This window comes from Microbispora catharanthi (assembly GCF_006334915.2).
Taxonomy (GTDB): domain Bacteria; phylum Actinomycetota; class Actinomycetes; order Streptosporangiales; family Streptosporangiaceae; genus Microbispora; species Microbispora catharanthi.
On sequence record NZ_VDMA02000016.1, the window covers coordinates 57,253 to 82,913 of the forward strand.

Here is a 25,661-nt window from a genome sequence, read left to right on the forward strand (position 1 = left end):
GCCTGCGCGCCGCGTGGCCGGCGCGGGGCGGGGCGCCGCCAGCCGGAGGCCGGAGTCCGGTCAGTGGGCCGGTCCCATGTGCGCCGATCCCGTCGTGCGGAAGCCGCCGGGCTGCCCGCGCTCCATCATGCCGAACCGCATGGTCGCCAGGCCGAAGAGCAGGATGAGCGCGCCCACGACCACGTTGCTGATGATCGTCGCGGTGGTCGCCATGCCCCCGCGGATCACCCAGGGGGCGATGATGGTCCAGATACCGAGCAGCGGGGCGACCCAGGAGATTCCGTAGGTGCGCCCGAACGCCGAGCTGTACCCCATCGCCAGGAGCGCCACAGCGAGGCCCGTGATCAGGTTGTTCACGGCAAGCGGAGTTCGCGTGCCGCTGAATCCGACGATCCACGGCGAGAGCGCTAGATACAGGCCGCTCAGGAGCGTGAGACCGTCGGCGAGCTGCGCGGCGGGATTCGCCGCGGCGGCCTCGTAGCGAGCGCGCATCTGCATGATGTCGGGATGCGTCCCGATGTCGGCGCCGTGTGTCATACGTCACACCACCCTTCAGAGGTGTGTGCTGTAGTCCTTATTCCTAGCGTACGCCCGGTTCGTCACTTTTTCCCGTTTTGGTGGGATTGTGTTTGCGGGGTGTGAGCGGCGACACGTCGAGCGGCGTTTAGCCCCTTCACCAGCGGAAAGAGGGAGTTCGTCAGCTTCTGGAACCGAGAGGAGCGTCCGGATGAGCACGGAGGACAAGTTCCGCAACAAGTCGGAAGAGGTCGCCGGCAAGGCCAAGGAGGGGCTCGGCAGGATCACCGACGACGAGAGCCTGGAGGCCGAGGGCCGGGCCGACCAGTCCGAGAGCCACATGAAGCAGGCCGGCGAGAAGGTCAAGGACGCCGCCGGCAAGGTGAAGGACGCCTTCAAGGACTGACCCGCGCGGGGACGACGATCCCGCGGGAGGTGACAGGCCGCAAAGGGCCCGGTCGGACGGGCCGGTGGCCGTCGCCGGGGGGCGAGGGGCCGCCGAGCCGGGCACGATCGCCCGGCGCTCCCGTCCCCATTGATGGTGTGGAGAGCGGCCGGCTCCGCGAGGAGCCGGCTTCCGCGTTCACCGGGCTGTTCACTGACTGTTCACCTGACGCAACGGTCGTCTCGGGGAGAGCCGTTGGTTCCGGGCCGGCGGCTCCGGCCCGCGATGACGAAAGACGCCCGCCGGTCAGGCCGCGTGCGGCAGCCGGACGCGGAAGGTCGACGTCACAAGAGCCTGGACGAGACGCACGAGCAGCGCCTCCAGGACCATGATGGCCGCCCGGGAGAGTACGGCGGCGAGGAACTCAGACACTTCACACCTCATTAGGACAAATCGGCTTCTATGGAAGAGTGACGCATCAACCTCCCAAAACGGCGTAGTTAAGGTTACCGTTCGGTGAACGGTCGGTGACCGTTGCGGATACGCGTCCTGATCATGCGTCCCCTGCCATGTCCCCGATCATGATTCGCCCCCCGGGTGGCCGTGGGCGTGCCCCGGGCCACGCGACTCACGCGCCGGCCCCGCACCGCTCCCGTGCCCGTGGTCGCCGCACAGTGGTCCCCGCACAGTGATCCCCGCACATCGCCCGCCGGATGCCGCCGGGCGCGGATGTCGCCGGGCGCGCGCCGATCGCGCGGTGCCGCCGGTTCGCGGACCCGCGCGAGGCGCCCCGCGTTACTTGGCGCCGGCCCTGGTGCGCCGGGCGGTGGTGGTGCCGGTGGTGGCGGGGGTCTTCGCCTCGCCCTTGGCCGTGCTGGTTCTCCTCCCGGCCGCCCGCCCTGTCGTCGGCGTCGCGGGCTCCTGCATGGCTCCGGCTCCGGTGGCGGGCGTCCCCGGTGTGGGCGCCCCGCGGGTCTCCCTCTGCGCGCCGCCGAGGGGCGACCAGCGCTGCTCACGGCCCCTGGCGCGCTGGGCGATCATCGTTCCCGCGCCGATCGCCGCCGCCACCGGCCACTCCAGGATGCCGAGCGCGGCCAGTGCGCCGAGACCGCCGTAGTACATGATCCGCTCGGGCGGCGGAAGGAACGTGCGGGCGACGTCCATGGCGTGCCCGACGTCACGTCCGCTGATGTGCGGCATGCCCACGTGCGGCAGGTGCATCTCGGGCGCCCGTAGCTGGAGCCGCAGGAACGGCAGGTTCAGGTCCAGCTGGGGCCGGTGCTCCTCCTTCATCTCCATGCCCGGGCCGGTGGGCGGAGCCGGAGTGGGCGTGGGTGTGGGCGGCGTGGTCGTCCGGGCACGGGTCGCCCGGCCCCGGGCGGTCGTCGTGCCGGTCGTGGCCGTGCCGGCAGTCGTGCCTGCCGTGGTCGTGCCCGGCGTCGCCTCGGTCGTGGTCATGGATCCTCCCCGATGACGTGTCCCCGACGCGGATCTCTGCCCGATCCGCGAGAGCTTCGGGAAAATGACCTTTCTATCCTCTATCGAGCCCCCTGTGGTTGCTGGTGCTGATAGCGACTATTTGCCCACTTTTGCCGGTGCTTTCGTCTCCGTACGCCCCTGCGCGAGGATGGCGGGCATGACACGGATAGGGATCTTGCTGTTCGACCGGGTGGAGGAACTGGACGCGGTGGGCCCGTGGGAGGTCTTCGGCGTGTGGACGAAACTGTTCCCGGACGAGGCGGAGGTCGTCGCGTTCGCGCCGCGGGCGGGAGCCGTACGGGCGTCCAAGGGGCTGACGCTCCATGCCGACAGGTCGGCGGCCGACGTCGGCCACCTGGACGTCTTCCTGCACCCGGGCGGCGCCGGGACCCGTCCCCAGCTCAAGGACCCGGACCACCTCGCCTGGGTGCGGGACCTGCGCGGACGCGTGCCCCTGATGACCAGCGTCTGCACCGGGTCCCTCGTCCTCGCCGCGGCCGGGCTGCTGGCGGGCCGCCCGGCGACCACGCATTGGGGCGCCCTCGACCTGCTCGCCGAGCTGGACCCGACCATCGACGTCCGGCGCGAGGAGCGCTTCGTCGACGACGGCGACGTCGTCACCTCGTCCGGGGTGTCGGCGGGCATCGACATGGCGCTCCACCTGGTGGCACGGCTCGCGGGGGTCGAGCGGGCCCGCGAGGTGCGCCGGCACATGCAGTACGACCCCGAGCCCCCCGTGTGATCACCCGGCCGGACGAGCGCCCCCCGGCAGTGCCAGGGCATACGGCGTGCGCACTGGATACGGCCGCGGTCGCCGGGGAGACGCCGAGCAGCAGGTGTGCGGTCTGTCACCAGGTCTGCTCGCCGGCGCGCACGAGGATCTCGTTGACGGCGACTCGACGGTCCCGGGTGACGATGTAGGAGACGGCGTCGGCGATGTCCTCCGGACGCAGCAACTCGATGTTCTCGATCTGGCGCTCTACGGCCTGTCGCACGCCGTCGCGGAGGTGGGAGCTCAGCTCGGTGTCCACCGTGCCGGGCTCGACCACGCTCACCCGGAGGCCCTTCCCCACGACCTCCTGCCGCAGGGCCTCGGTGAACCCGTTGACGCCGAACTTCGTCAGGTTGTAGACGGCCGTCCCGGGCCGGGCGACCCGGCCTGCCGTGGAACTGATGTTGACCAGGTCCGCCACCTTCCGCGGGGAGTCCTCCGCGGCGCGGAGGAGGTGCGGCAGGGCGGCATGGGTGGTGTACAGCAGGCCCTGGACATTGACCGCGAGCATGTGATCCCACTCCTCGAGCGGGGAATCCGCAGCCTGCCCCACGCCCATGAAACCGGCGTTGTTGACGAGGGTGTCCAGGCGGCCGAGCTTGGTCACCACGCTTTCCACCGCCGCTGCGGCCTGCCGCCGGTCGGTGATGTCGGCCTCCACGACGAGGGCGGTGCCGCCGTCGGCCCGGACCTTGTCCGCGAGCTCCTCCAGCCTGCCGCGTCGCCGCCCGAGGACGGCGACGGCCGCGCCCTCCGCGGCGAGGCCGCGGGCGGTCGCCTCGCCGATTCCGCTGCCGGCGCCGGTCACCAGCGCCACCGTCTTCCGTAGTCGTCCGGTCATGTCGTCTTCCTCCAGATGTCGTGGTCGTGGCCTTCGCGGGCCCCGAGCTGCGGCCGTCCGCGGCTGTGAACCTCGAGAGGGCCCGGCGAGTGTGTCGCCGCCGTGCCGCCTGCTGTGGAAAGTGCTTCCTGCTCGGGCCCGCCGGAGCTCACCCCGTGCCGGCGGGGGTGAGGAGCGGCGCGTGACGTCCGCCGGTGGACGGCCGAGTACGGCCGCTCGCGGAGAAGCCCGAAGCCGCGATAGCCTCGTATCCGGAACCGGTTCCGGTTGAACCATAACCGGAACTGGTTCCGGTTTCAAGCGTGAGAGAAAGGGCTGGGATTGGCCGACAACGGCGAGGACGGCGCCGCACGGCGGCACAGGCCGCTGCGAGCCGACGCGAAGCGCAACGAAGACCGGCTGCTCAAGGCCGCGGCAGCCGTCTTCGCCCGCGACGGAGCCGACGCCTCGGTCAAGGACGTCGCCCGCGAGGCCGGCGTGGGTGTCGGCACGCTCTACCGCCGGTTCCCGTCCAAGGAACTGCTGATCGAGGCGGTGTACCGGCACGAAGTGCGGCTCCTGTGCGAGGCGGCGCCCGAGCTCGCGGCCTCGCTGCCCCCGGTGGACGCGCTACGGACGTGGATGGAGCGCTTCATCGACTTCATGGCCGCCAAGCACGGCATGGCCGGCGCCCTCCGCGTGGTGCTGACCGACGACAGCGAGCGGCTGCAGACCCGCGCCGCCCTCGTCCAAGCAGTGGAACGCCTTCTCGCTGCCGGGAGGAGCCAAGGGGCCATGCGGGAACAGGCGAAGCCCCAGGACGTCCTGATGGCGCTCGGCGGCATCAGCTACATGGCCGGCGCCGAGCAGGAACCCGGCCTCGCCACAAGGCTCATCGACCTGCTCCTGCACGGCATCGTGACGAGCTGAACGGCACCTGGCCCGCGACGCCGGCGTCGCCGGCGTGGTCCTGGTCGGCGTTATTCGAAAGAACGAAGCACTAACGGTCGAGGACGTGCAGCGCGCGGGAGCCGGTGCTGAGCAGCTCCGGCCCCTCCTCACCGCACACGACCACGTCGGCCACCCGGGCGCCGAAGAGGTCGGGCAGGTAGATGGCGGGCTCCAGGCAGACGGCCATCCCGGCCTCGAACCTCTCCCCGGCCGCCAGCCAGGGCCCCTCCACCGGGCTCAGCCCGATGCCCCGGCCGGCCCGGGCGGCGGCGTAGTCGCCGTAGCCGCTGCCGTCGATGACCTCGCCGGCGATCGCCGCGGCCTCGGCACACGCCACTCCGGGGCGTACGAGGTCGACGGCGGCCCGCTGCGCGGCGAGAACGACCGAGTACATGGCGTCGAAGTCCTCCGGCGGCTCGGCGACCGCGAAGACCCGGGCGACCTCGGCGCAGTAGCCGTTCCAGCGCCCGCCGACCGAGACGAGCAGCGCGTCACCGGGGTTGATCACCCGCTCGCACGGCTGGTGACGCTCGTCGGCGGAGTGCTCGCCCGCCGCGACGAGCACGGAGGGCGCTCCCTCACAGCCCGTCTCGGCGAGCATCGCCCGCAGCCTGCGGGCCATCGCCAGCTCGGTGGCGCCGAACCACGCCAGCTCGCGGGCCGCGAGCAGCACGGCGTCGGCCGCCGCGGCGGCGTGCCGCATCGCGGTCACCTCGTCGGCCCGCTTGCGCAGGCGGAGCGGCGCGAGCACGGCCGAGGCCAGCACGAGCTCCGCGTCCAGGCGCAGCGCGAACAGCTCGGCGGCGTGCATCTGCGGGTCCACCGCCACGCGGCGGGCCGTCGGGGGCACGAGGGCCGCCGCCTGCGCGGGGTCGCCGGCCGGGGTGGGCGGCCCGTCGAGCGCCACCACGAGATAGCTCTCGTCGCCCGCGCCCGACAGCGGGGCCGCTCGCAGGTACCGGAAGTCCGGGGAGGGCCGCAGCACGAGGGCGTCGATGCCGGCCCCGGCCATTCCGGCGCGTACGTCCTCCAGCATGAGGGGGTCGATCATGACGGGGAGGACGGCTCCGGCTCGTGCAGCCAGCAGGCCACCGGCCCGAACTGCGCCGATCCACCCAAGGGCTCCCGCTCCCGGCACACGTCCATGACGAACGGGCAGCGGGGGTGGAACCGGCAGCCCGCCGGAGGATCGGCGGGGTCGGGCACGTCCCCGGGCAACTCGGCGGGCAGCACCCCGGCGCCGTCGGGGGAGGGGATCGCGGCGAGCAGCGCCCGCGTGTACGGGTGCTTGGGGTCGGCCCACACCTCCGCGGTCGGCCCGGTCTCCACGACCTTGCCGAGGTACATGACCGCGATCCGGTCGGCGATCAGCCGCACGACGGACAGGTCGTGGCTGATGAACAGCAGGCCCGCGCCGGACTCCACGGCGAGGTCGCGCATCAGCCGGGCCACCTGAGCCTGGGCGGAGGCGTCCAGGGCGGAGATGGGCTCGTCGCCGATCAGCAGCGACGGCCGGGCGGCGAGCGCCCGCGCGATGGCGACGCGCTGCCGCTGCCCCCCGGAGAACTCGTGCGGGTATCGGCCGGCGAACGCGCGCGGCAGCCCGACCCGTTCGAGCAGGTCGGCGGGGCTGGTCGTGGTGTCGCCCGCCGTCCGCAGCCCGTCGGCGATCTGCGCGCCCACGCGGCGGCGGGGGTTCAGCGAGGAGTACGGATCCTGGAACACCATCTGCACGCCGGTCAGCGCGGGGTCCCTGCGGCGCAGCCCGAGGGGCGTCACCGGGTGCCCGCCGATGAGGATCCGTCCGGAGGCAGCGCCGTGCAGCCCGCACACCGCCCGGGCCAGGGTGGACTTGCCGCATCCCGACTCGCCGACTAGGCCGACGACCTCGCCGGCGGCGACGTGCAGGCCGGTCCCGGCCACGGCCCTCACGACCGGGCGGCCCGGCGTGCGGTGCTCCACGACCAGGTCCTCCACGGACAACAGGGGCCCTGTCAGAGGCATGGTCATGGCGAGTTCTCCCCAGGAGGCACGGGCAGGGCGTCGAGCAGCGAGCGGGTGTAGGGGTGGCGCGGCTCGCGCAGCACCTGGCCGCGCGGGCCGGTCTCCACGACCAGCCCGTCCTTCATCACGCTCACCTCGTCGGCGACCGCCGACATCACGCCGAGGTCGTGGGTGACGAGGAGGACGGCGAGGCCGAGGTCGTCGCACAGGCCGCGCAGCAGGCGGAGGATCCCGGCCTGCACGGTCACGTCGAGCGCGGTCGTCGGCTCGTCGGCGATGAGCACCTCGGGCTCGCAGGCCAGCGCGACGGCGATGGCGATCCGCTGCCGCATGCCGCCGGAGAACTGGTGCGGGTAGCGCTTCAGCGCCTCCTCAGGACCCGGGATGCGCACCTTGGCGAGCAGGCCTGCGGCCCGCTCGCGCGCTTCCTTCCTGCCGATGCCGAGGTGGTGGCGCATGTGCTCGGTGAGCTGCCGCTCGACCGTCAGCATCGGGTGCAGGCTGGTCGCCGGGTCCTGGAAGACCATGGCGATCTTTGCGCCGCGCACCTCGTTGAGCTCACGGGCGGGCATCTCCAGCAGGTCACGGCCGCCGAAGGCGATCCGTCCCGACGCGCGGGAGCCGTGGGGGAGCAGGCCGAGCACGGCGAGACCGGTCATGGTCTTGCCCGAGCCGCTCTCGCCGGCGAGGCCGTGCACACGGCCCGCCTCAAGGGTCAGGTCGACGCCGTGCAGGACGTCGTGGCCGCCGATCGACATCCGCAGCCTCTCGATCGTCAACGCCGCCGTCTTCTGTGCGGCCGTCACAGCGCACGCTCCTTGATCGCCCCGGCGGTACGCGGGTCGAGCGCGTCGCGCAGCGTGTCGCCGAGGAAGTTGAACGCGAGGACGACCGTCAGGATGGCCAGCCCGGGGAACGTCGCGACCCACCAGCTGTCGAAGACGTCCACGCCGGCGGCGACCATCGCGCCCCACTCGGGCGACGGCGGCTTCGCGCCGAGCCCGAGGAACGACAGGCCCGACAGCAGCAGCAGCGCGGTGCCGATGTCGAGGGTGGCGAGCACCAGGACGGGTCCGGTGACGTTCGGCAGCACGTCCACCCGCAGCGACCGCCAGGCGGAAAAGCCCAGCAGCCGGCCGCTCAGCACGAACTCCCGCGCCCGTACGCCGAGCACGAGGCCGCGGGTCACCCGGGCGTAGGCCGGCCAGGCGACGACGAGCACGGCGAGCACCGCGTTGCCGAGGCTCGCGCCGAGGGCGGCGGCGACGACCATCGCGAGGATGACGGTGGGGAAGGCGAACACGAGGTCGGCCAGGCGCATGATCGTCTCGTCCACCCACCGGCCGAAATACCCGGCGCAGGCGCCGAGCAGGCCGCCGACCGCCACCGACAGCGCCACGAGCAGCAGCGTGAGCGGGATGGACACCCGCGCGCCGTACATGATCCGGCTGAGGATGTCGCGGCCGAGCTGGTCGGTGCCGAGCCAGTGGCCCGGGCCGGGCGGCGCGAGCCGGGGCAGCTCCTGCGCCAGCGGGTCGTGCGGCGCGAGCACCGGCGCGGCCAGCGCGACCACGATCCAGGCCAGCGCGACGACGGTGCCGACGACCGCCAGCGGCCGCCGCCACGCCTGCGGGAGCCGGCTCACGCGGCTGCGCGCGAACAGGCCGGCGCGCTTCATGAGACCCTCACCCTCGGGTCGATGACGCCGTACAGCACGTCGACGACCAGGTTGATGACGAGGTAGACCACGCCCACCACGAGACCGACGCCCATGACGGCGGGCAGGTCGAGGGTGGTGGCGCTCCTGTAGGCGTACTGGCCGACCCCCGGCCACGCGAAGACGGCCTCCACCAGCACGGTGCCGGACAGCAGGCTGCCGAACGCCAGGCCGGCGACGGTGATGACGGGCACAAGCGCCGGGCGCAGGACATACCGGAACAGCACCACGCGGCCGGGCAGGCCCTTGGCGCGGGCGGAGCGTACGTAGTCCTGCCCGAGCACCTCCAGCACCGCCGAGCGGGTGAACCGCGTCAGCAGGCCGATCGTGTAGAGGGCCAGCACGAGCGCCGGCGCGGCCAGGTGGCCGGCGGCCGAGGAGAGCACGTCCCAGCGTCCCGACAGCAGGGCGTCGACCGTGTAGAGGCCGGTGACCTGCGGCGGCGGGGTCATCCCGGGATCGATGCGGCCACTGCCCGGGGTGATCTGCAGCCGGAAGAAGAACACGTAGAACGCCACCAGCGCGAGCCAGAACGTCGGCACCGAGATCCCGACCAGGCTCAGCACCCGCAGCACGTGGTCGGAGAGCCTGTCCCGGCGCAGCGCCGCGACCACCCCGAATCCGACGCCGAGGACCAGCGAGACGAGGATGGCGGCCCCGGCCAGCTCCAGCGTGGCCGGCACGGACTCGGCGAGGTCGTCCAGCACCGGGCGGTGGCTCTGCTGGCTCGTCCCGAGGTCGCCGTGCAGCAGCCCTTCGAGGTGCATCAGGTATTGCTGCGGCAGCGGCCGGTCGAGGCCGTGGTCGGCGCGCCACTGGGCCACGATCGCCGGGTCGCCGAGCGCGCGCTGGCCGAGGTTGGCCGCCACCGGGTCGCCCGGCACCAGGTTGGTCAGCACGAAGGTGACCAGCGTGATCCCCACCGCCAGCAGCAGCGCCGTGACGATCCGCCGCACCAGGAACCGGGCGAGCGGGCTGCGCACCGCCCGGTTCCCCGTACGGCGTCTACTTGGCGCCGAGGTCGGCGACATTGATCGTCCACACGGGGTGGTACTCCACGCCGGTGACGGACGCCGCCGTCACGATGTTCTGGCCCGGCTGGATCAGCGGCATGAACGGACCGGTCGCGTTGAGCTTCTGCTGGAAGTCGGTGTACGCCTGCTTGCGGTCGTCGTCGGTCACCGCGGCGCCGGCCTTGTCGGCCGCGGCCTCGACGTCCTTGTCCGCGCCCGCCTTCCATCCGGCCCGCAGGCCGACCAGCTTGCCCGGGGCGAACGACAGGTAGTTGCTGGGGTCGGGGAAGTCGGGGCCCCAGTACCACAGGCCCAGCTCCTCCTTGCCGTTGCGGTAGTTGTCCAGCGCGGTGGTGACCGGAGCGGGCGTCAGCTCGACCGTGATGCCGACCTCCTTGAGGTTGGCCTGGATGCGCTCGGCCAGCGGCTGGAACGACAGGCCGTTCACGGTCAGCTCGCTGGGGTACTCGAGCTTGACCGTGGGAGCGGTCACGCCGCTCTGCGCCAGCGCCGCCTTGGCGCCCTCGACGTCGCGCTTGGCCGCCTGGTCGGCCGGGAGCGCGCCGAGGAACATCGACGGGATGATGCCCGACGCCTGGGTCGAGCCCTCGCCGGCCAGCTCAAGCAGGCCCTGGTAGTCGATGCCCTTGCGCACGGCTTCGACGAACTTGGGGTTGGAGGTGACCTTGCTGACGCCCGAGTCCTGGTTGGCGAGCAGGAAGAACACGTACGCCGAGGCGGTCCGCTTGACCTGCAGGCCGCCGGAGATGCCGGCCACCTGGTCACCGGACAGGTTCAGCGCCACCTGGCTGTCGCCGCGCTGCACGTTGAGCTTCTGCGTGGCCGACTCGACGTTGCGGATGACCACCTTGTCGTAGTACGGCTTCTTCGCGCCCCAGTACTGCGCGTTGGCCTTCAGCACGACCTGGCTGCTCACGTTGAAGGACTCGATCGTGTACGGCCCGGAGCCCGCCGAAGCGGAGTTCAGGTACTGCTCGGCCTTGTCGTTCGGGTCGTTCGTCGCGCCGTGCTCCTTGGCCGCCTTCGAGTTGAGGATGCCGAGGGCCGGGTTCGGCAGGATGTACGGAAGCGCCGGGTTCGGGGTCTTCGACGTCAGCGTGATGGTCGTGTCGTCGGTCTTGGCGATCTCCACGCCGTCGAGCAGGAACGACGGCGTGCCCTTCATGTCGCGCACGCGGGTGAGGGAGAACACCACGTCGTCGGCCGTCACCGGGGAGCCGTCGGCGAACTTGGCGCCCTGCCGCAGCTTGAGTGTGAGCTCCTTGCCGTCGGACGACAGTTCGTACGACTCGGCGAGCGACGGCACCGGCTTGGTGACGTCGGAGCCGTCGAACGTGAGAAGCGTGTCGTAGGTCGCCTTGTCGACGATCAGGCCGGTCGGCTCGTAGGTCCGCCCCGGGTCCGCCGTCTTGAGGTCGAACGAGGTGTCGATCACGAGCGTCTTGCCCGCGGCGCCGCTTGGGGTGCTGCTGGACGAGCCGCCGCCGGAGCAGGCCGCGAGGGCGAGGGCGCCGGTGAGCACAACCGGGAGCAGGCCGGCCCTCACCTGCCACGAACGGGTCGTCATTATGTGTCCTCCGAAAACAGGCCAACTCGTGGCCGTATGGACGTTTGGTCGCCGATCGTCCAGGATTGTCCGGCAGAAAGTCCAGCTCGTGCGGCCAAGCCGAGACGAATCTCCCGTGGAGGAACAACCAGTGACCGAAACGTCAAGCAACTCGGGGTCCGGGGGCGGCGCAACTGGACGGATCGGCATCGGCCTGGAGCTGGACGCCACCCATCTGAAGATCCTCGAGGTGCTCAGGGACAACGGGCGCGTCTCGGTGTCCGCCCTCGCCGAGCGGGTGGGGATCTCCCGGGCCAACGCCTACACGCGCTTCGAGGCGCTGCGCGCCGACGGCGTGATCAGGCGCTTCACCGCCGAGATCGACCACCAGCGCGCCGGCCTCGGCATCGTGGCGCTGATCTTCGTGACCGTGCGCCAGCAGATGTGGCCGCAGTTCCGCGCCCAGCTCGCGCAGATGCCGGAGGTGGAGTACTGCGCCATCACCACCGGGCAGCACGACGCCATGATCCAGGTGAGGATGGCCGACGTGGCCGAGGTGCACGCGATGGTCACAGAGCGCCTGGCCAACATCCCGGCCGTCAAGGCCACCGAGACCGTGTTCATCCTCGACGAGGTGCTCAGGCGGCCGTACGTGCTGCCGAGCGACAGGGAGCGGGACCGGGGCCGCGGCGTCCCGCGGCGGCCCGCCCCCTCGGCCTCGTCGGAGCCCGAACAGGGACAGGGGCTGCCGCTCGGCAAGATGCGCTTCGTCGGCGCGGCCGAGGGCCGCGCCGCGCTGCGCGACGCGACGTAGAAGGGACGAATCAGGAGACCACTTCGGCGCAGACGCTGACGTGGGTGGCGTCGTCGTCCTCGAACTGGAACTCCTCCACCAGGCGCAGCCGGCCGTCCTCGGCCGTCTCGATGCGGCTGGTGCTGCGGCCGCTCGCGCGTTCGCCGGTCTTCAGCAGATGGACGTAGGACAGCTCGATGCGGTCGGCGTCCCGGGTGCCGACGAACCGCCCGTGGATGACGGTGTCGCCCGTGTAGTGCCCCCAGATGACGCCGCCCGACTCCTCGTACGCGAACTCGGTGGGCGCGTCGGCGTCCACCGCGCTGGCCGTGGAGCTGATCATGACGAAGCGGCGGCCGTTGAGCAGGTCTGTGTCGTTCACGAGTCCGCATCGTGCCGAACCGAACGAGATTCGCAACCCGCTCTGGACGTTCCGCTCACCGGACCCCGGCCGGGCGGGTGATCCGTCCAGATCACTCGCCGTGGCCGGGCCCGATCGTGAACAGGTGTCAGCGGCCGACGATCTCGGCGAGGGCGGCGAGCGCCGCGCCCCGGGCGCCGGCCATGTCGAGGTCCTCGACCAGCGTCACCGTGGCCACCCGCCGCTGCTCCTCGCGCAGCAGGGTGTGCTCGCGGACCTTCTCCAGGAACCACTCGCGGAAGTGCGGGGCCGCCTCGACCACCCCGCCGCCCAGGAAGTACGCGTCCGGGTCGGTGAAGTTGGCCGCGATGGTGAACAGCCTGCCGATGGCCATGGCCTGCTGCTCGAAGACCTTGAGCGCGAGCGGGTCGCCGTTCTCGGCGTAACCGCGCAGCAGCTTGGCGGCCTTCCCGGCGGGCTCGACCCCGTGGAGCTCGTGGCCGGGGAAGCGGGTCAGCCAGTAGGGCAGCAGGTTCTTCTCGATGCCGGTCAGCGAGGCGACGCTCTCGGCGTCGCCGACGAAACCGCAGTTGCACTCGGGCAACGGCTGGCCGTCCTCCAGCAGGCCCTGCAGGGGGATGTGGACGTGCCCGAGCTCGCCGGCCATCCCGGCGGCGCCCTTCACCACGTGCCCCGACTGGATGACGCCGCCGCCGAGGCCGGTGCCGACGATCGCCGAGACCGACGAGTGCTGCCAGGCGTCCGGCCCGAAGCGTACGTGGTGGGAGTAGAGGGCCGCGGCGTTGCCGTCGTTGTTGTAGGCGACCGGCAGCCCCAGCCGGGACTCCAGGGCCCCGCGGAAGTCGAAGCCGAACCAGCCCGGATCGACGAAGTTGGTCGCGCCCTTCGAGGAGATCACGCCGTCGGCGCTGGCCGGGCCTGGGGTGTCCAGGCCCACCGCGCGGACGGTGGAGCGCGGCGTGCCGGTCAGCTCCAGCACGTTGTCGAGGGCGAGCAGAAGCTGCTCGACCGCGACCTCAGGACCCTCCCGTACGAGGCTGGGGGTCTCGACCATCCGGTCCACCAGGAACCGCCCTGAGGCGTCGAGAACGGTCGCGTTGTTGCTTGTGCCGCCGTTGTCGAGCCCGACGACGACCCAGGACCCTGCATCTGCCATTGGGGGTTGTCCTTTGCGTTCGCGCGTGTCAGTGCGAAGACTACGAGAGTCGGGTGCTCGGGGGCACCGGCCGGGGCCGGACAGGCAGGGCGCGTGCCGTGCGCGGGCGCGCAGGGGCCCGGTGGCGAGGGCGGGCCCGGGTGCCCACGGTGAAAGATTCAGTTCGCGCCGTCGCCCGCGCCCGGCCGTCTCCGGCCCATGTCGTGCCCGTGAGCTGCGCGGGCGTCGTCGCCGCTCGGGCGGGACCGGCCCGGGGGCGGCGGCGTCCGTTGACCCGTTCCGCGACCCGGAGAAAACATCTGCGTCCGGGGGCCGCAGCGTCGCGACCCATCTGTCCCAGTGGCTGCGGCCCCGAGCGGGAGCGCCTGACCTCGCCTGTCCATGCTCGTTCCGGCAGGAGGGCGGGACGCGCGAGCCGGGTGGCGTGCCGTACGAGCAGATGCGCAGAAATCGAGGTACGCATGAAGCAGTTCCGTCCCGTCCGAGGGCATCGCCCCGCCGCCCGCGGCCTGCCGGGCTCTCCGGCGGCGCGCCTGGTCGCGGCCCTGGCCGCGCTGGTCGCCGGCCTCGTGGTCGTGCTGGTGCCCGGCCCCGCGACCGCGGCTCCCGTCTGCAAGGTGGACTACACGACCAACCAGTGGCCGGGCGGCTTCACCGCGTCGGTGCGTCTCACCAACCTCGGCTCGGCGGTCAGCGGATGGACGCTGCGCTGGACGGCGGGCACCGGCCAGCAGATCACCAACGCCTGGAGCGCCCAGGTCAGCCAGTCGGGCACGACCGTGACCGCGACCAACGTCGGCTGGAACGGCTCGCTGGCCACGGGCGGCACCACCGACTTCGGGTTCCAGGGCACCTGGTCGGGCAGCCTCACGACGCCGTCCGACTGGTCGCTGAACGGCGTGCCGTGCGACGGCACCTCCTCTCCCTCTCCCTCTCCCTCTCCCTCGCCGTCGCCGTCGCCGTCGCCGACCGTGGACCACTCGCCGTCGCCGTCCCCTTCGCCCTCGGCGTCGCCGTCCTCATCGCCGTCCCCTTCGCCTTCACCGTCCCCTTCGCCTTCGCCTTCGCCGTCCCCCTCGCCCAGTCCTTCGGTGACGCCGTCGCCGTCCGGCTGCTCGGGGAACGGCCTGGTCGTCTGCTCCGGCTTCGAGGACCAGTCGGGCACGCCGTCGGGTGAGTGGCAGGTGACCACCCCGAACTGCTCGGGCACCGGCACCGCCACGATCGACACCGCCACCGTGCACAGCGGCGGCAGGTCGTTGCGGATCAACGGCGGCGGCAACTACTGCAACCACATCTTCGCCGCGACCACCAAGAACGTCTCCTCCGTCTCGCCCGTGGTGTACGGGCGCATGTGGGTGCGCCACACGACGGCGCTCCCGGCGGGCCACGTCGCGATGATCACCATGGCGGACTCCAGGGACGGCGGCAAGGACCTGCGCATCGGCGGCCAGAACGGCGCGCTGCAGTGGAATCGGGAGTCCGACGACGCCACGCTGCCCGAGCAGAGCCCCTCCGGCGTCGCGCTGAGCGCCCCGCTGCCCGTCAACCGCTGGGTCTGCCTGCGCTTCCAGATCGACACCACGCAGCAGGCCATGCGTACGTACCTGGACGACCAGGAGATCGCCGGCCTGCGGGTGGACGGCACGCCGACCACCGACGTGGACGCCCAGTGGCTGCGCCGCTCCACCGCGCCGCGACCCACGACGTTCCGCCTCGGATGGGAGAGCTACGGCGGCGACTCGGACACCATCTGGTACGACGACGTGGCGCTGGGGTCGAGTCCGATCGGCTGCTGATCACCGCGCCCCAGGGGTAAGTAGCCGGGTGTCCGCCAAGTGCGGTCAGGCTCGACCGTGGTCCCGTTTCGTCCGGCGCCCGGCCTCCCGTGGGAGGCCGGGCGCTGTATCCGAGGGGAGAGGGACATGACCGACGTGCAGCACCCGGTGCCCGAACTGATGAAGGAAGGCGACGTCGTCGACCTGCTCGTCCATCAGCACGCGCTGATCAGGGACATGTTCGACGAGGTGGAGCACGCCGCGCCGGGCACGCGCCACGAGCCGTTCCGGCGGCTGGTGCGCATGCTGGCCGTCCACGAGACGGCGGAGGAGGAGATCGTCCACCCCTATACGCGGCTGCGGGTGGACGGGGGAGCGGGCGTGGTGGCCGACCGGCTCAAGGAGGAGCGCGAGGCCAAGGAGATGCTCCGCAGGCTGCACGAGATGGGCCCGGAGCACCCCGGCTTCATGCCCGAGCTGAACAAGCTGCGAATGGCCGTGCTCACGCACGCGCGGGCCGAGGAGCGCTACGAGTTCACCAGGCTCCGGGCCGAGACGACGGCGGCCGAGCGGCGGGCGATGGCGCTCGGCGTCCGGGCCGCCCTGGCGATGGCCCCGACCCGTCCGCACCCGGGGGTGGAGTCGATGACGAGGAACCTGCTGCTGGGCCCGCCCGCGGCGATCATGGATCGGGCGCGCGACCTGATCCGGCAGGCGCTTCGCAGGTAGGGACATGATCCCCGGCCCGGGTCCGTACGCGTACGCGCGCGGGCACGGGCCGGGGCCCGCCCTCAGTGGGTGCGCAGGCTGTAAAGGGGGTGGGTGCCCTCGGTCTCCAGGCGGTACTCGTCGCCCGACCTGGCGCGGTTCTCGTCGATGACGCGCTCGCTGGGCGGTTCCTCCCCGCCCATGAGCTGCTCCTGCCAGCGCTGGAACCGCTCGTGGGCCTCCTGGACATACCCGGTGCCCAGGGTCGTGTAGTCGATCTGCGTGGCGATCAGCTCGCGCAGGTAGTCCTTGTTCGGCTCGAACGTCACCGGCTTCGGCAACTCCCGGGCCACCAACTGCTCCGGGTCGCGCCCGTCGTGCTGGCGGAACAGGTCCGCGGCGATCCGCAGGTGCTCCAGCTCCATGTTCAGATGCAGCTCCCAGATCGCCCTGATCCTCGGGTCGGACTCGGTCTCCATGAACGAGTGGTACAGGTAGCACTCGTTGTACTCGTGGTTGAGCCACTGCTCCCACCACGACTCGCCCGGATCGAGCAGCGACTCGTAGTGCGTGACGTGCTCTTCCTCGATGAGCCCGATCTCCTGGTAGAGCTGCCGCGCGATCGGCTCCATGTACATCGGGCCGACGTTCATGTAGAAGTTCATCGTCTGCTGCTCGGCGGACATGATGGTCAACGCGTGCAGTTTGGATATCGCCTGCGTCGTCTCCCGGTTGTAGTGCTCGCGGACGTTGTCGGCCGGGTGGCGGTGGTGCATCTTCGTCGGCCGGCCCGGCATCACCTCGGTCAGCTGGTCGACGATCTTCTCGGCCTTGCGGTGCTCGATCATCTCGTACAGGTTGGCGTACCGATACAGGTGGTCGAAGTCCTCCAGCACGCCGAACTGGTAGGCCTGCTTGAGATAGGGGTCGGGCTCCATCCGGGCCACCCAGGCGGTCAGGTCCACCGCCACCTGTTCGTAGGCGAGGGTCGTCTCCAGCACCGAGGCCGGCCCAGGCAGCAGCCAGTTGACCGCCTTCTGCTGCTGGGCCTCGATGTAGCGCACCTCCGCCAGGCGCTGCCGCACCTCCAGGTCGGGACAGCGCCTGGCGAAATGATGGCTGAACATGATCGCTTCGATCTCGATGCCGTTCATCGTGATGATCCGGCACCGGGTGTAGGGGTCGGCGCGGTCGGGATCGATCGGCGTGACATTCAGCTCGCGCCAGTTGCGCAGCTGCCGATCCAGCGGGATCCCCCGCTCCTGCAGCGGATTGAACGTCATCTCGGTGCTCCTCCCCACGATTGGCGCTGGGCGTACCCAAAGCATGGAATGCGACAAACGTGGACATTCGGAGGCTTTGACCGGGATTGTCATCCGGTGGCGTGGGGTCCCTCAGCCGCTGGACGCCGTCTCGGAGTGCGGGTCGCCGACCTTCTTCGACTGCGGTGAGCCCCGCTCGCGCAGGAAGATCGCCAGCAGGACCATGGAGGCGACCGCCAGGAACTCCGACTGCCAGTTCTGCAGGGTGCGGTTCCAGAAATCGGGGGAGGTCACGTAGCCGCCCCAGCTGACCGGGTCCTCCAACTGGGCGAGCTGCTCGTTGTTGTACGCCGCGAGGCCGGCGACCGACTGGGCCAGCCAGGACAGCAGGAAGAGCAGGCCCATCGCGATGCCCAGGGAGTGGCTGAAGACCGTCTTCCGCCAGCCGTCCGCCGCCGCCCAGGCGGGGGAGCCGGGGGCGGCGTGCGGGCCGACCTTCTGCTCGGCATCGGACTCCAGGCCCTCCTCGCCTCTCTTCTTCGACTCCGGCGAGCCGCGCTGGATCAGCCAGACGGTGATGAGGATGTAGAGGAAGAACTGCAGGTACTCCGACTGCCAGTTCTCGGCGACGTCGACCGCGAAGCTCGACGAGGTGACGTATTCGGCCCACGTGACGGAGGAGCCGCCGTTGGCCACCTGCTCCTCGTTGAAGGCCGCCGTGCCCGCGACCGACTGCCCGGCCAGGGTGGCCAGGAACAGCAGCAGGAAGCACAGCGCGAGCGCGTTGTCCCTGACCAGACGCTTCATCGCCGCTACCTTCCCGCCAGGCCGACGACGATCACGTACGCGAGGACCAGCGCGATCGTGACCAGCAGCACCGCGTAGAGCGTGCGCGCACCGTTCACGTGTTCACCTCGCATTCGTACGGCTGCCCTGTGTGCGACTGATCCGGGCGGGGCTCGCAGCCCGCGGCCCGCACCCGCCAGCCGTCGGGGAACCGGTGCAGGAAGAGCGTGTCGCCGTCCACCCATACGCGTGCCTCGTCGCCCCAGACGTCGACACCGCGCACCACGCCCGCCCGCAGCCCGACCGACACGATCTGTTTCTCGCAGTCGTCCAGCGATCGCGCGGCCTCGGGGGCCAGGAGAAGGCACGCCTGTCCTCCCCGGCCTTCCCCTGCCGCGGACAGGAATCGCTCCGCCGTCGAGGTGACCGAGGTGCCCTCCGCCGAGGCGCACCCTGTGGTGATCAGTGCGGTGGCGACCAGCGCGAGGCAGACGACCACCGTTGCTCGTATGCCCATGGACCGCGACTACCCGGGGGGTGGAAGTGAAACCTGAGCAGAGTTTTCGTCGGCGATATGGGATTAATCACCCGTCGCGCGTAAAATGGGCGAGGCCGGAAGCGGTCCGGATAGGCTCGTCTCACCAGCGGAGGTGGGACCCTTGCACGACTTCCAGGTGTCGGTGGCGCAGTCGCCTCCCTTCACTCTAGTCACCCTCAGCGGCGAACTCGATGTGATCACGGTCCCCCGGCTGCGTGAGAAGGTGGCCCCTCTCCTGGCCTGTCCCGCGACGCGCATCCTGTTCGACGTGGAGAAACTGCGGTTCATCGACAGCGCCGGCATGAGGGTGCTCATCGACGCCTGCGTCCGCACGCCGCCGAAGGACGGCGACGGCGCGGTCTGCGGGATGAGCCCGCAGATGCGCCACCTGTTCTCGCTGCTCGGCCTGATCTCACGGCTCACCGTGTATCCGACCCGCGCCGACGCGTTGAGCCATCCGGCGGCCATGCCCTCTGAAACGGCCCACACCGACACGGCCCACACCGACACGGCCCGGATGAACTGACCGGCCGGCGCGGGACCGGCTACTCAGATGATCGTCTGCCACCAGCCGTCCACCGGCGGCGGATCGTCGAGCGTGACGCGCTCGCCCGGCCGCGGCACCACGAGGCGCACGTCGCGTGCCTTGGCCTCCCGCCACAGCTGGTCGATCGGGTCGTTCCAGGCGTGCGGGGCGAGTGAGAACGTGCCCCAGTGCACCGGCAGCAGCACCCGGGCGCGCACGTCGAGGTGGGTGAGGATCGCCTCCTCGGGCGTCATGTGGATGTCCGGCCAGCCCTTGCTGTATGCGCCGATCTGGATCACCGACAGGTCGAAGGGGCCGTACGTCTCGCCGATCGCGGCGTACCCGTCGAAGTAGCCGGAGTCGCCGGTGTAGAAGACCCGCCGGCGCTCGCCCGCGACCACCCACGAGGCCCAGAGGGTCTGGTCCCGGCGGAACCCGCGGCCGGAGAAGTGACGGCCGGGGGTCGCCACGAACCGGAGGCCGGACACCGTGGCCTCCTCGTTCCAGTCGAGCTCGATGATCCGGGACGCGGGCACCCGCCACCGTTCGAGATGGGCGCCGACCCCGAGCGGCACCAGGAACGGCGCGGACTGCGTGCGGGCCAGCAGGCGCACCGTGTCCATGTCGAGGTGGTCGTAGTGGTCGTGCGAGATGACGATCGCGTCGAGCTCGGGCAACTGGTACAGGGGCACCGGCGGAGGGTGCAGACGGCGCGGCCCGGTGAACGACGCCGGGGAGCAACGCTCGCTCCACACCGGGTCGAGCAGCACCCGCCGCCCCTCGATCTCGATCAGCGCAGAGGAGTGGCCATACCAGACGGCGTCGAGGTCGCCGCCCTGGGACGGACCGGGAGTCATCAGGGGAACGGGCAGGCGGGGCTTGCGCTGCGTCCGGCGGAGGAACTCGCGGGCGACCTGCTGCCTGGTCCCCGGCGGGAGGATGGGACTGGGCGTCGTGTTGCGGAACGCGCCGTCACGGAACTGTTTCGAGCGCCGCACCCGACTCGCCCGCTCGCCCGACGGTCGCGCCCCTAAAGCGGCGGGGACGTTCCGCACCGCCCACACCGCCGCCGCCAGGGCGGCCGCTCCCGCCACGAGCCCCACGCGACGGCCCAGGTCACTACTTCTCAAACCACCGGTCTTCAACGGCAATCTCCTTGCTGGGTTCTGCCGATCAGACTAGGCAATCTCCGCGCCGGTCGCGCTGACGGCGCCTTGCCTGTGGACAACCCTCCCTGGAGACTGCGTGTTGAATGAAAGTATGCAGACCGAACGGCCCGGCACGGGCAGGCGAGGCGAGGGGACGATGAACACCGGCCACAACGCGGACGACGGCCCGGCCGGCCACCGCGACAACCGCCACAACCGCGACAACCGCCACAACCGCGATGACCGCCACAACCGCGATGACCGCCACAACCGCGATGACCGCGACCAGGGCGACGACCGCGACGTTCCCGATGACCTCAGCGGCCTCGGCGGTCTCGGCGGCCTTGACGGCGACGCCGCGTCCCGCCTGCTGCGGCTGTTCGAGGGGCAGCGACTGACGCCCGTGCAGCGCAGGATCGCCCACTGCCTCGCGCAGCACGCCGCCGAGGCGCCGTTCCTGTCGAGCATCGAAGTGGCCGAGTTGGCCGGGGTCAGCCAGCCGTCGGTGACCCGCTTCGCGATGGCGCTGGGCTACAGCGGATACCCCGGCCTCCGGCGCAGGTTCCGCGAGCTGGGCGTGCGGCCCGGCCGGGGATGGGACGGCACCGGCCGGAACGGGGAGGACGCCGGTCCGGATGCCGGCCCCTCCGCGCGCGCGGCTGCCCTCCGGCTCCCCGACGCCGGTGCGGCCGTGCGGAGCGGGGGCCGAGAGGGGGTCGGGGAGACGCTTCCTGCGACGGCGGAGGACTCTCGTCGCCCGTCGTCGCGACCCGGCGCGCCCGCGCGCCCGACGCCTCAGGATCCCGCCGCCCAGAATCCCGCCGCCCAGAATCCCGCCGCCCAGAATCCCGCGGCCCAGAATCCCGTCACCGCGGATCCCGTCCCCCTGGGTCCCGCGCCCGCGGATCACGATCCCGGCCTGGATCGGGCAACGGGCCCGGGTGGCGAATACCGGCGGGCCGTGCTGGCGGAGATCGAGAACCTGCGTGCCCTCGCCCGGTCGCTCGACGACCCCGGACCCGTCGCCGCGGCCGCCCGCCTGCTCGCCGCCTCGCGGCCGCTGCCGGTGCTGGGCCTGCGGGCCGCCGCGGCCCAGGCCGCCGGGTTCGCCTACTTTGCGGCGAAGGTCCACCCCGACGTACGGCCTCTGCACGAGGCGGGGTCGCTCCTGGCCGACCGTGTCGAGCAGGCGGCGGCGGCCGGGGCGACGGCTTTGCTGTGCTTCGCCCTGCCGCGCTACCCGGCCGAACTGGTGGACGCCCTCCGGACCGCCCGCACCGCCGGGCTGGCCGTCGTCACGGTCGCGGACCGGCGGGTGCCGTCCCTCGCCGCTCTGTCGCACGTTCTGCTCACCGCCGCGGTGGGCACGCACCTGGTGTTCGACACGGCGTGCGCGCCGATGATGCTCGGCCGGGTGCTGCTCGAGGCGATGTGCGACGAACTGCCCGGGGCGCAGGCCCGCCTGGAGGCGTTCGAGGCATCGGCCACCGCCCGTGGAGTGTTTCTCATTGACTGAATCTATTCATTCACCCAGGATGGATGAGACTCGCTGAATGGGACCATGCGCCGCGCGCGCGGGTGGAAGGAGGACTCGTGGCCGACGACGGCGGCAGCGCCCTCGACGACGGCGCTCTCGACAACAGGGCTCCACGCGACAGGGCTTTCGACAACCGGGCTTCCGGCGACCGGGCTCCCATCCGAGCTCCACGCGGCGGCACCCTGAACACGCGCGGCTGGCAGCAGGAGGCCGCCCTGCGCATGCTCATGAACAACCTCGACCCCGAGGTCGCCGAGCATCCGGAGCGGCTCGTCGTCTACGGCGGCAGCGGCAAGGCTGCCCGCGACTGGCCGTCGTACGACGCCATCGTGCGCGAGCTCACCACCCTGCGGGCCGACGAGACGCTGCTGGTGCAGTCGGGCCGGCCGGTCGGCGTGATGACCACCCACGAGTGGGCTCCCCGGGTGCTCATCGCCAACTCGAACCTCGTCGGCGACTGGGCGACGTGGCCGGAGTTCCGGCGGCTGGAGCGGCTCGGGCTCACGATGTACGGGCAGATGACGGCCGGTTCGTGGATCTACATCGGCACTCAGGGCATCCTGCAGGGGACGTACGAGACGTTCGCGGCGGTCGCGGCCAAGCGGTTCGGCGGCAGTCTCGCGGGGACGATCACGCTCACCGCCGGGCTCGGCGGCATGGGCGGCGCGCAGCCGCTCGCGGTCACGATGAACGGCGGCGTGGCGATCTGCGTGGACTGCGATCCGCGCAGCGTCGATCGCCGGATCGGCCACCGCTACCTCGACGTCCGGGCCGAGAGCCTGGACGAGGCGCTGCGCCTTGCGTACGAGGCCAGGGACGCGCGCCGCCCGCTGTCGATCGGGGTCGTGGCCAACGCGGCCGAGGCCGTGCCCGCCCTGCTGGCGGGGGGTGCGGAGATCGACATCGTGACCGACCAGACCAGCGCGCACGACCCGCTGGCCTACCTGCCGCTGGGCGTCGCGTTCGAGGACATGGCCGCGCTGGCGCGCAAGGACCCCGAGGGCTTCACCCGCCGGGCCCGCGAGTCGATGGCCCGGCATGTCGAGGCGATGGTCGGCTTCCAGGACGCGGGCGCGGAGGTGTTCGACTACGGCAACTCGATCAGAGGCGAGGCGAGCCTCGCCGGATATGCCCGGGCGTTCGATTTCCCGGGATTCGTGCCGGCCTACATCCGGCCGCTGTTCTGCGAGGGGAAGGGCCCGTTCCGGTGGGCGGCGCTGTCCGGCGACCCGGCCGACATCGCGACGACCGACCGTGCGATCCTCGATCTCTTCCCCGACAACGAACCGCTGGCCCGGTGGATCCGGATGGCGGGGGAGCGGGTGCGGTTCCAGGGCCTGCCCGCGCGGATCTGCTGGCTGGGGTACGGCGAGCGCGACCGGGCCGGCGAGCGGTTCAACGACCTCGTCGCCTCAGGGGAGATCTCCGCGCCCATCGTGATCGGGCGCGACCACCTCGACTGCGGCTCGGTCGCCTCGCCCTACCGCGAGACGGAGGGCATGCTGGACGGCTCCGACGCGATCGCCGACTGGCCGCTGCTCAACGCCATGGTCAACGTCGCCTCCGGCGCGTCCTGGGTGTCGATCCACCACGGCGGCGGGGTCGGCATCGGCCGTTCCATCCACGCCGGACAGGTCACCGTCGCCGACGGCACGCCGCTGGCGGGGGAGAAGATCCGCCGGGTGCTGACCAACGACCCCGGCATGGGCGTGATCCGGCACGTGGACGCCGGATACGACCGGGCCGCCGAGGTCGCCCGGGAGCGCGGCGTACGCGTTCCGATGGCCGAGGCGGAGCCGGCCGGCCCCGACGCCGATGTCTGAGGGGGCGGCGCGGGTCCTGCCGGAGGAGGTGGCGGACGGCTTCCGCCGGATGTGGCGCGACCTGCTCCCCGTGGGCCGGTGCGACGCGACGGGCGGCTACCGCCGGCACGCCTGGACGGCGGCCGACGCGGAGTGCCGGGCCTGGTTCGCCGAACAGGCCCGGGAGCGTGGCCTGACGTACGAGACCGACGGCAACGGCAACCAGTGGGCCTGGCTGGGAGATCCCACGGCGGGTGACGCCGTGGTGACCGGCTCCCACCTGGACTCGGTGCCCGACGGCGGGGCGTACGACGGCCCGCTGGGCGTGGTGGGAGCGTTCGCCGCGCTCGACGCGCTGCGGGCGCGCGGGCTCCGGCCGGAGCGGCCGCTGGCGGTGGTGAACTTCACCGAGGAGGAGGGTGCCAGATTCGGCCTCGCCTGCCTGGGATCGCGGCTGATGACCGGAGCCGTCCGCCCGGAGACGGCGGGGGCGCTGCGCGACGCGGACGGCGTCACCCTGACGGCGGCGATGGAGCGGGCGGGACGCGATCCGGCGTCCACCGGGCGTGACGACGAGCGCCTCGCGCGGATCGGCGCGTTCGTGGAACTGCACGTGGAGCAGGGCCGCCACCTCGCCGCCACGCCGCACCCGGTCGGCGTCGCCTCCGCGATCTGGCCGCACGGCCGCTGGCGTTTCGACTTCCGCGGGGAGGCCAACCACGCCGGGACCACCCGGCTGGAGGACCGGCGCGATCCCATGCCGGTGTACGCGGCGGCGGTGCTGGCCGCCCGGGCGAACGCCGAGCGCCTGGGGGCCCTGGCCACCTTCGGCAGGATCAGGGTCGAGCCCAACGGCACCAACGCCATCGCGTCGCTGGTCAGCGCCTGGCTCGACTGCCGGGCGCCGGACGCCGCCCTGCTGGACAGGCTCGTCGAGGAGACGGCCCGGGCGGCCGAGGGGGCCGAGGTGATCCGGGAGTCCTACACGGCGGTCGTGAACTTCGACGTGCCCCTGCGTGACCGCGTCGCGCGCGTACTGGGCGGCGCGCCCGTGCTGCCCACGGGGGCGGGACACGACGCGGGCATCCTCGCCGGCGAGGTCCCGGCGGCCATGCTGTTCGTGCGCAATCCCACGGGCGTCTCGCACTCACCGTACGAGCACGCCGAGGAGGCCGACTGCCTCGCCGGGGTCGCCGCCCTCGCCGCCGTCCTGGAGGACCTGCTCACGTCGGCCGCCGACGGCCTCGACGCGGCTCGCTGAGCGCGCGGACGGCCTCGCCACGGGCGAGGCGGAGGCGGTCGTGAGGACCTTCGAGGTCATGGAAGCAACAATTGGAATCCCAAATCGGGGGAATTCGCTCCGGGTCTCGGCAAAGCCGTAATCGCCGACCTGTTCGAGTGGAGGCAGACATCCCCGCACTTTCGGGCCCATGTGCTTTTTGATGCCAAAAATTCTTATTTGCCCCCTGATGGGTGACTGGGGCGTTTGTTGCCTCTAGCGTGAGAATCAGGGTCCAGATCCAGGGTTCGATGGATCGATTCGAGCTCCGTGAATTCGGATGTCGTCCGCTTTCTCGTCACGGAGCCGACGGAGGGATACCCATGTTCAAAGAAGCATTGGCTGCTGCCGTCATGACGGCTTCGGCCCTCGTCGTCCCTGTCGCGATGCAGACGCAGCCGGCCAACGCCGCCGGCACGACCGAGCAGGTCATCCGGCCGTCCACCACGGGGGACTGCCCGGGAGGCAGATGCCGCGGCAGGCACCACCATCACCGTCACTACCGTCACCACCGCCACCATCGGGGGGAGTTACCGCAGCAGCAGCAGCAACAACAGCAACAGCAACAGGGCCGCGGCGGTCAGCAACAGCAGCAGCAGCAACAGCAGCAGCAACAACAACAGCAACAGCACGGCCGTGGGGGTCAGCAGCAGCAACAGCAGCAGCAGTGACCCAATGACCGTCCATCGTGCCTGATCAACCCTGTGCCCCGCGTATCGCCTCGCGGGGCATTTTCCGTCGC

The 25,661-nt window shown here is 71.5% G+C and carries 27 protein-coding genes; 10 read left to right on the top strand and 17 right to left on the bottom strand.

What is annotated here, in order from left to right; translation table 11 throughout:
- Window positions 1-60: 60 nt before the first annotated feature.
- Complete coding sequence (locus FH610_RS27310; RefSeq protein WP_079316576.1) at window positions 61-537, bottom strand: SPW repeat protein; 477 nt, start codon at window positions 535-537, stop codon at window positions 61-63.
- A gap of 190 nt (window positions 538-727) precedes the next feature.
- Here FH610_RS27310 and FH610_RS27315 point away from each other — a divergent pair, with 190 nt between their 5' ends.
- Complete coding sequence (locus FH610_RS27315; protein ID WP_139577752.1) at window positions 728-922, top strand: CsbD family protein; 195 nt, start codon at window positions 728-730, stop codon at window positions 920-922.
- Between the two features lie 285 nt (window positions 923-1,207).
- On the opposite strand, the gene FH610_RS45315 is transcribed toward FH610_RS27315, so the two are convergent.
- A complete protein-coding gene (locus FH610_RS45315) occupies window positions 1,208-1,333 on the bottom strand; it encodes a hypothetical protein (protein WP_256862831.1) in 126 nt (41 codons plus the stop codon).
- 363 nt (window positions 1,334-1,696) lie between these two features.
- Entirely contained in the window at window positions 1,697-2,359 is a 663-nt protein-coding gene (locus FH610_RS27320; RefSeq protein WP_139577753.1) for a hypothetical protein, read from the bottom strand.
- A gap of 178 nt (window positions 2,360-2,537) precedes the next feature.
- On the opposite strand from FH610_RS27320, the gene FH610_RS27325 reads away from it, so the two are divergent.
- A complete protein-coding gene (locus tag FH610_RS27325; protein WP_139577754.1) occupies window positions 2,538-3,122 on the top strand; it encodes a DJ-1/PfpI family protein in 585 nt (194 codons plus the stop codon).
- Between the two features lie 106 nt (window positions 3,123-3,228).
- Here FH610_RS27325 and FH610_RS27330 read toward each other — a convergent pair whose 3' ends face one another.
- A complete protein-coding gene (locus FH610_RS27330; protein WP_139577755.1) occupies window positions 3,229-3,993 on the bottom strand; it encodes an SDR family NAD(P)-dependent oxidoreductase in 765 nt (254 codons plus the stop codon).
- A gap of 321 nt (window positions 3,994-4,314) precedes the next feature.
- Between FH610_RS27330 and FH610_RS27335 the strand changes: the two genes are divergently transcribed.
- Window positions 4,315-4,902, top strand: coding sequence for a TetR/AcrR family transcriptional regulator (locus FH610_RS27335; protein ID WP_205826102.1), 588 nt, complete (start codon window positions 4,315-4,317; stop codon window positions 4,900-4,902).
- A gap of 70 nt (window positions 4,903-4,972) precedes the next feature.
- On the opposite strand, the gene FH610_RS27340 is transcribed toward FH610_RS27335, so the two are convergent.
- Genes FH610_RS27340 through FH610_RS27365 form a run of 6 tightly spaced genes read right to left on the bottom strand, consistent with a single transcriptional unit; the run spans window position 4,973 to window position 11,245 of the window.
- Window positions 4,973-5,974: a M24 family metallopeptidase gene (locus tag FH610_RS27340; RefSeq protein ID WP_240809219.1), complete on the bottom strand. Its 1,002-nt coding sequence runs from the start codon at window positions 5,972-5,974 to the stop codon at window positions 4,973-4,975.
- The gene (locus tag FH610_RS27345) at window positions 5,971-6,933 is read right to left on the bottom strand and encodes an ABC transporter ATP-binding protein (RefSeq protein ID WP_139577761.1); all 963 of its coding nucleotides are present in this window, start codon (window positions 6,931-6,933) and stop codon (window positions 5,971-5,973) included. Before FH610_RS27345 ends, FH610_RS27340 begins: the two co-directional genes overlap by 4 nt.
- Entirely contained in the window at window positions 6,930-7,733 is an 804-nt protein-coding gene (locus tag FH610_RS27350; protein ID WP_240809220.1) for an ABC transporter ATP-binding protein, read from the bottom strand. Before FH610_RS27350 ends, FH610_RS27345 begins: the two co-directional genes overlap by 4 nt.
- Entirely contained in the window at window positions 7,730-8,605 is an 876-nt protein-coding gene (locus tag FH610_RS27355) for an ABC transporter permease (protein WP_139577766.1), read from the bottom strand. The genes FH610_RS27350 and FH610_RS27355 overlap by 4 nt, the downstream gene beginning before the upstream one ends.
- Complete coding sequence (locus FH610_RS27360) at window positions 8,602-9,627, bottom strand: ABC transporter permease (RefSeq protein WP_240809221.1); 1,026 nt, start codon at window positions 9,625-9,627, stop codon at window positions 8,602-8,604. The genes FH610_RS27355 and FH610_RS27360 overlap by 4 nt, the downstream gene beginning before the upstream one ends.
- A 22-nt stretch (window positions 9,628-9,649) precedes the next feature.
- On the bottom strand, window positions 9,650-11,245 hold the full coding sequence (locus FH610_RS27365; protein WP_139577778.1) for an ABC transporter substrate-binding protein: 1,596 nt from the start codon (window positions 11,243-11,245) through the stop codon (window positions 9,650-9,652).
- Window positions 11,246-11,375: 130 nt separating this feature from the next.
- Between FH610_RS27365 and FH610_RS27370 the strand changes: the two genes are divergently transcribed.
- A complete protein-coding gene (locus FH610_RS27370) occupies window positions 11,376-12,038 on the top strand; it encodes an Lrp/AsnC family transcriptional regulator (RefSeq protein ID WP_240809222.1) in 663 nt (220 codons plus the stop codon).
- 10 nt (window positions 12,039-12,048) lie between these two features.
- On the opposite strand, the gene FH610_RS27375 is transcribed toward FH610_RS27370, so the two are convergent.
- Both FH610_RS27375 and FH610_RS27380 read right to left on the bottom strand, forming a co-directional pair.
- A complete protein-coding gene (locus FH610_RS27375; protein ID WP_139577789.1) occupies window positions 12,049-12,399 on the bottom strand; it encodes an avidin-fold protein in 351 nt (116 codons plus the stop codon).
- Between the two features lie 127 nt (window positions 12,400-12,526).
- Window positions 12,527-13,555 (bottom strand): ROK family protein, encoded by a 1,029-nt coding sequence (locus tag FH610_RS27380; RefSeq protein WP_139577796.1) that lies wholly within the window; start codon window positions 13,553-13,555, stop codon window positions 12,527-12,529.
- 461 nt (window positions 13,556-14,016) lie between these two features.
- Between FH610_RS27380 and FH610_RS27385 the strand changes: the two genes are divergently transcribed.
- Complete coding sequence (locus tag FH610_RS27385) at window positions 14,017-15,354, top strand: cellulose-binding domain-containing protein (RefSeq protein ID WP_139577802.1); 1,338 nt, start codon at window positions 14,017-14,019, stop codon at window positions 15,352-15,354.
- A 126-nt stretch (window positions 15,355-15,480) separates the two neighbouring features.
- Entirely contained in the window at window positions 15,481-16,062 is a 582-nt protein-coding gene (locus FH610_RS27390) for a hemerythrin domain-containing protein (RefSeq protein WP_139577809.1), read from the top strand.
- 62 nt (window positions 16,063-16,124) lie between these two features.
- On the opposite strand, the gene FH610_RS27395 is transcribed toward FH610_RS27390, so the two are convergent.
- From FH610_RS27395 to FH610_RS27405, 3 genes are all read right to left on the bottom strand, one after another.
- The gene (locus FH610_RS27395) at window positions 16,125-17,324 is read right to left on the bottom strand and encodes a hypothetical protein (protein WP_139577814.1); all 1,200 of its coding nucleotides are present in this window, start codon (window positions 17,322-17,324) and stop codon (window positions 16,125-16,127) included.
- Window positions 17,325-17,435: 111 nt separating this feature from the next.
- Window positions 17,436-18,110, bottom strand: a complete 675-nt coding sequence (locus FH610_RS27400; RefSeq protein WP_139577820.1) for a DUF6766 family protein — start codon at window positions 18,108-18,110, stop codon at window positions 17,436-17,438.
- Between the two features lie 94 nt (window positions 18,111-18,204).
- Window positions 18,205-18,606 carry a hypothetical protein gene (locus tag FH610_RS27405; RefSeq protein WP_139577826.1) on the bottom strand — a complete coding sequence of 134 codons (402 nt, stop codon included), beginning with the start codon at window positions 18,604-18,606 and terminating at the stop codon, window positions 18,205-18,207.
- Between the two features lie 142 nt (window positions 18,607-18,748).
- Here FH610_RS27405 and FH610_RS27410 point away from each other — a divergent pair, with 142 nt between their 5' ends.
- Complete coding sequence (locus FH610_RS27410) at window positions 18,749-19,153, top strand: STAS domain-containing protein (protein WP_161628092.1); 405 nt, start codon at window positions 18,749-18,751, stop codon at window positions 19,151-19,153.
- 23 nt (window positions 19,154-19,176) lie between these two features.
- Here FH610_RS27410 and FH610_RS27415 read toward each other — a convergent pair whose 3' ends face one another.
- Window positions 19,177-20,283 carry an MBL fold metallo-hydrolase gene (locus FH610_RS27415; RefSeq protein ID WP_240809223.1) on the bottom strand — a complete coding sequence of 369 codons (1,107 nt, stop codon included), beginning with the start codon at window positions 20,281-20,283 and terminating at the stop codon, window positions 19,177-19,179.
- Between the two features lie 130 nt (window positions 20,284-20,413).
- Here FH610_RS27415 and FH610_RS44675 point away from each other — a divergent pair, with 130 nt between their 5' ends.
- The 3 genes from FH610_RS44675 (at window position 20,414) to FH610_RS27430 (ending at window position 24,901) form a co-directional block, all read left to right on the top strand.
- Window positions 20,414-21,817: a hypothetical protein gene (locus FH610_RS44675; protein WP_240809224.1), complete on the top strand. Its 1,404-nt coding sequence runs from the start codon at window positions 20,414-20,416 to the stop codon at window positions 21,815-21,817.
- A 179-nt stretch (window positions 21,818-21,996) separates the two neighbouring features.
- Window positions 21,997-23,661 (top strand): urocanate hydratase, encoded by a 1,665-nt coding sequence (gene hutU / locus FH610_RS27425; RefSeq protein WP_240809237.1) that lies wholly within the window; start codon window positions 21,997-21,999, stop codon window positions 23,659-23,661.
- Window positions 23,654-24,901, top strand: coding sequence for an allantoate amidohydrolase (locus FH610_RS27430; RefSeq protein ID WP_240809225.1), 1,248 nt, complete (start codon window positions 23,654-23,656; stop codon window positions 24,899-24,901). The genes hutU and FH610_RS27430 overlap by 8 nt, the downstream gene beginning before the upstream one ends.
- A 548-nt stretch (window positions 24,902-25,449) precedes the next feature.
- Here the strand turns inward: FH610_RS27430 and FH610_RS45320 are convergent.
- Window positions 25,450-25,575, bottom strand: a complete 126-nt coding sequence (locus FH610_RS45320; protein WP_276607708.1) for a hypothetical protein — start codon at window positions 25,573-25,575, stop codon at window positions 25,450-25,452.
- Window positions 25,576-25,661 lie beyond the last annotated feature (86 nt).

Excerpts from the sequence above, each read along its gene's own strand:
- FH610_RS27310 (WP_079316576.1), bottom strand. The coding sequence starts at position 537 with ATGACACACGGCGCCGACATCGGGACGCATCCCGACATCATGCAGATG.
- FH610_RS27315 (WP_139577752.1), top strand. The coding sequence starts at position 728 with ATGAGCACGGAGGACAAGTTCCGCAACAAGTCGGAAGAGGTCGCCGGC.
- FH610_RS27320 (WP_139577753.1), bottom strand. The coding sequence starts at position 2,359 with ATGACCACGACCGAGGCGACGCCGGGCACGACCACGGCAGGCACGACT.
- FH610_RS27325 (WP_139577754.1), top strand. The coding sequence starts at position 2,538 with ATGACACGGATAGGGATCTTGCTGTTCGACCGGGTGGAGGAACTGGAC.
- FH610_RS27330 (WP_139577755.1), bottom strand. The coding sequence starts at position 3,993 with ATGACCGGACGACTACGGAAGACGGTGGCGCTGGTGACCGGCGCCGGC.
- FH610_RS27340 (WP_240809219.1), bottom strand. The coding sequence starts at position 5,974 with ATGATCGACCCCCTCATGCTGGAGGACGTACGCGCCGGAATGGCCGGG.
- FH610_RS27345 (WP_139577761.1), bottom strand. The coding sequence starts at position 6,933 with ATGACCATGCCTCTGACAGGGCCCCTGTTGTCCGTGGAGGACCTGGTC.
- FH610_RS27355 (WP_139577766.1), bottom strand. The coding sequence starts at position 8,605 with ATGAAGCGCGCCGGCCTGTTCGCGCGCAGCCGCGTGAGCCGGCTCCCG.
- FH610_RS27365 (WP_139577778.1), bottom strand. The coding sequence starts at position 11,245 with ATGACGACCCGTTCGTGGCAGGTGAGGGCCGGCCTGCTCCCGGTTGTG.
- FH610_RS27380 (WP_139577796.1), bottom strand. The coding sequence starts at position 13,555 with ATGGCAGATGCAGGGTCCTGGGTCGTCGTCGGGCTCGACAACGGCGGC.
- FH610_RS27385 (WP_139577802.1), top strand. The coding sequence starts at position 14,017 with ATGAAGCAGTTCCGTCCCGTCCGAGGGCATCGCCCCGCCGCCCGCGGC.
- FH610_RS27390 (WP_139577809.1), top strand. The coding sequence starts at position 15,481 with ATGACCGACGTGCAGCACCCGGTGCCCGAACTGATGAAGGAAGGCGAC.
- FH610_RS27395 (WP_139577814.1), bottom strand. The coding sequence starts at position 17,324 with ATGACGTTCAATCCGCTGCAGGAGCGGGGGATCCCGCTGGATCGGCAG.
- FH610_RS27400 (WP_139577820.1), bottom strand. The coding sequence starts at position 18,110 with ATGAAGCGTCTGGTCAGGGACAACGCGCTCGCGCTGTGCTTCCTGCTG.
- FH610_RS27405 (WP_139577826.1), bottom strand. The coding sequence starts at position 18,606 with ATGGGCATACGAGCAACGGTGGTCGTCTGCCTCGCGCTGGTCGCCACC.
- FH610_RS44675 (WP_240809224.1), top strand. The coding sequence starts at position 20,414 with ATGCAGACCGAACGGCCCGGCACGGGCAGGCGAGGCGAGGGGACGATG.
- FH610_RS27430 (WP_240809225.1), top strand. The coding sequence starts at position 23,654 with ATGTCTGAGGGGGCGGCGCGGGTCCTGCCGGAGGAGGTGGCGGACGGC.